We start from the raw sequence: 2,508 nt of genomic DNA, 5'->3' as shown, positions 1-2,508 counted from the left end.
CGGCTCAGCTGGGTGCCGGGGGTGCCAGCGGCAGGTCCCGGCCGAGCACCCCGAACGGGCGCTCGTCGCCGGGGAAGTGGAAGTTGCGCAGGATGTCGACGAAGCCGAACCGGCGGTACAGCCGCCAGGCCCGGGACCGCTGCTCGTCGGCCTCGGGCGTGGACAGCAGGGTGGTGTCGCCCTCCGCCATGGTGAGCAGCGCCCGCAGCTGCCCGGCGCCCAGGCCGTGCCCCTGCGCGGGCGGGCGGACGTGCAGCTCTACCACCTCGAAGCAGGTGGTCAGCCAGCGCCGCCGGGCCGCCGGGTCCAGCGCCCGCCACACCTGGTCGTGCCACCACTGGCCAGCGGCGCCGAGATAGCCGTACCCGAAGCCGGCCAGGTGGCCCTCGGTGGTGAGGCTCGCGACGGCGCGGAAGCCGGGCCGGCGGACGTGGGTGGCGATGTAGCCGCGTCGCGCCTCCAGCAGGTCGGTGCGGTACCCCATCGCCTCGCCGTAGACGGCCACCACGTCGTCCAGCCGGCGGACGAGATCGTCCGGTGTCCACCGCACCAACCTCATGCCTGCGCACCCTTCGCCGTTCCCGCGTCGCCGTCCGCGACCCAATCCAGCACCGCCCGGTCACCGACCACGTCGCGCACCTCGAACCGGGCGAAGAGTTCCTCCGCGTACCACCCCTCGCCGGGGGTGCGCATGATCGCGGCGCGGTGCTCCGGGTGACGGTACGCGAACGCCACCAGGTCCGCCGGGTCGCGCCACACGCTCACCGTGCCCTGCCAGCCCAGCGGGGCCTCGCCGACGCCGAACCGGGCCAGCAGGCCCGGCGCGGCGTGCAGCGCGCCGGCCACCGGCGGGACCGCCCGCCAGAAGGTGATCGCCCGGCGCGGGCGCAGCCGGGCCCGGGTCAGGGCCAGCACCGGGCCGGTGACCCGGCCGCCGGGCGGCTCACCGAACGGCCGGCGGCCGGACCACTCGCCCCGGCTGGTCAGCGGGCGCAGGTCGACCCGGACGCCGGCGCGGGCGATCCGTGCCCAGGCGCGCCCGACCGGCGAGGCGTCGAAGCCGGCGGCGGCGTCGGGGGAGTCCCACACGGTCAGCGCCGCCCACCGGGTCAGGTCCGCGTCGTCCGGCCCGAAGCCGGTGCCGGTCCCGGTGCCGAGCAGCTTGCCGAACCGTACGCCGGGCACGGCGCGCAGCCGGCGCCGGTCGAGTGCCATCCGGGCCAGCGCCCGGGGCAGCGTGGACCGGGAGGTGCGCCAGACGTGCAGCGTGACCAGTTCGGGGACGGTGTTCACGCCACCTCGGCGGGGGCGCCGGCGGTGACCCGCAGCAGCTCCGCGTACGTGGTGGGGAAGACCGCCCGCGGCACGCCCCCGGCGGCCCAGATCTCGGCGTACCGCTGCAGGGCGGTGTCCACCAGGGTGCGCAGGGGGCGCGGGTGCCCGAGCGGGGCGACGCCGCCGATCACCTGCCCGGTGTGCTCCCGGACGAACTCCGGGGTGGCCCGGCGCAGCCGGGTGACCCCGATGGACGCGGCGAGGCCGGCGGTGTCCACCCGGTGCGCGCCGGAGGTGAGCACCAGCACCGGCGCGCCGTCGGCCTCGAAGACGAGTGAGTTGGCGATCTGACCGACGCCGACGCCGAGCGCCTCGGCGGCGGCCGCGGCGGTGTGGACCGCGTCGGGCAGCAGGCGGACGGCGCTGGGTGCGCCGGAGCCGTCCCGCGCGGCCGCGTCGTCGAGCGCGCTCTGCACCGCCCGTACGTTCGGGTGTGGCTGCATGCGGCCATTCTTCCCGGTACGCCGGCCCCGGGGTCAGCCGGCCACGCCGCTGCCGTGGGCGCCGGTCGGCGGGCCACCCGGTCGAGGACCCGCGCGGCCGGGATCGGGGCCACCCGCTGGCGCCGGCGATCCGCGGTGCCGGCCCGCCGGCCGGGTCCGCGCGTCACACGTTGCATTTTTGTCGGCGGGAGGGTGTACTGTCAGCGTTAGAACGAGTGTTCGATTGTCTCGTACGCCCGTTCCAACAGCCCGGAGCGGTGTTTCGCGGCGCCGGCTCCGGGCGGTGCGGCTCCGCGGGCCGCACCTGGGTCCCGGGCAGTCGCGAGTCCGGGCCCGACAGGCAGGAGCGTCGCCCGCCGCCCACGACCCCCGGGCGGCGGGCGACGAACCCGCCGGTACGCCGGCCGGGTGTGGTGTGGGGAAGCGTCCACACCCGGCCGGCTCCACCCGGTGCGTCTTCCTCCGCACCACTCGACCCGGCGTCCCGCCGGCGGGCCAGCTCCGCCGCGGGGCGGCGCCTCGGCCACGTGGAGGAGACAGTCCCATGCCGACCAACCCGGCTCAGGCACCGACGGTGCCGGCGCACGTGCTGCCGCACCGCACCCCCGCCCAGCTCCTCGCGGTGGCCCGGCACGGGCTCGCCGAGGCCGCCCGGACCCGCCCCGACGGCCTCCGGTACGCGGCCGCCCACCTGGCCGCGCTGCGCGCCGCGGCGGCCCTGCTCGCCGCC

General features: G+C 77.8%; 3 protein-coding genes and 1 pseudogene. 1 reads left to right on the top strand and 3 read right to left on the bottom strand.

Features of this window, described 5'->3' with window-relative positions:
* Window positions 1-4: 4 nt before the first annotated feature.
* From C1I99_RS31115 to C1I99_RS31105, 3 genes are read right to left on the bottom strand one after another with little or no spacing between them, the layout of a single operon-like run.
* Window positions 5-559: a GNAT family N-acetyltransferase gene (locus C1I99_RS31115; RefSeq protein ID WP_111137710.1), complete on the bottom strand. Its 555-nt coding sequence runs from the start codon at window positions 557-559 to the stop codon at window positions 5-7.
* Window positions 556-1,293: a monooxygenase gene (locus C1I99_RS31110; protein WP_111137709.1), complete on the bottom strand. Its 738-nt coding sequence runs from the start codon at window positions 1,291-1,293 to the stop codon at window positions 556-558. Before C1I99_RS31110 ends, C1I99_RS31115 begins: the two co-directional genes overlap by 4 nt.
* On the bottom strand, window positions 1,290-1,778 hold the full coding sequence (locus C1I99_RS31105) for a YbaK/EbsC family protein (RefSeq protein ID WP_111137708.1): 489 nt from the start codon (window positions 1,776-1,778) through the stop codon (window positions 1,290-1,292). The genes C1I99_RS31110 and C1I99_RS31105 overlap by 4 nt, the downstream gene beginning before the upstream one ends.
* Before the next feature lie 544 nt (window positions 1,779-2,322).
* Here C1I99_RS31105 and C1I99_RS31100 point away from each other — a divergent pair.
* Window positions 2,323-2,508: pseudogene (locus C1I99_RS31100) on the top strand (SAV_6107 family HEPN domain-containing protein); the annotation flags it as partial.

Source organism: Micromonospora deserti (assembly GCF_003236335.1).
GTDB lineage: Bacteria > Actinomycetota > Actinomycetes > Mycobacteriales > Micromonosporaceae > Micromonospora > Micromonospora deserti.
The sequence above is the reverse complement of the archived record's forward strand: the minus strand, read 5'-3'. Positions and strand labels throughout refer to the sequence as shown.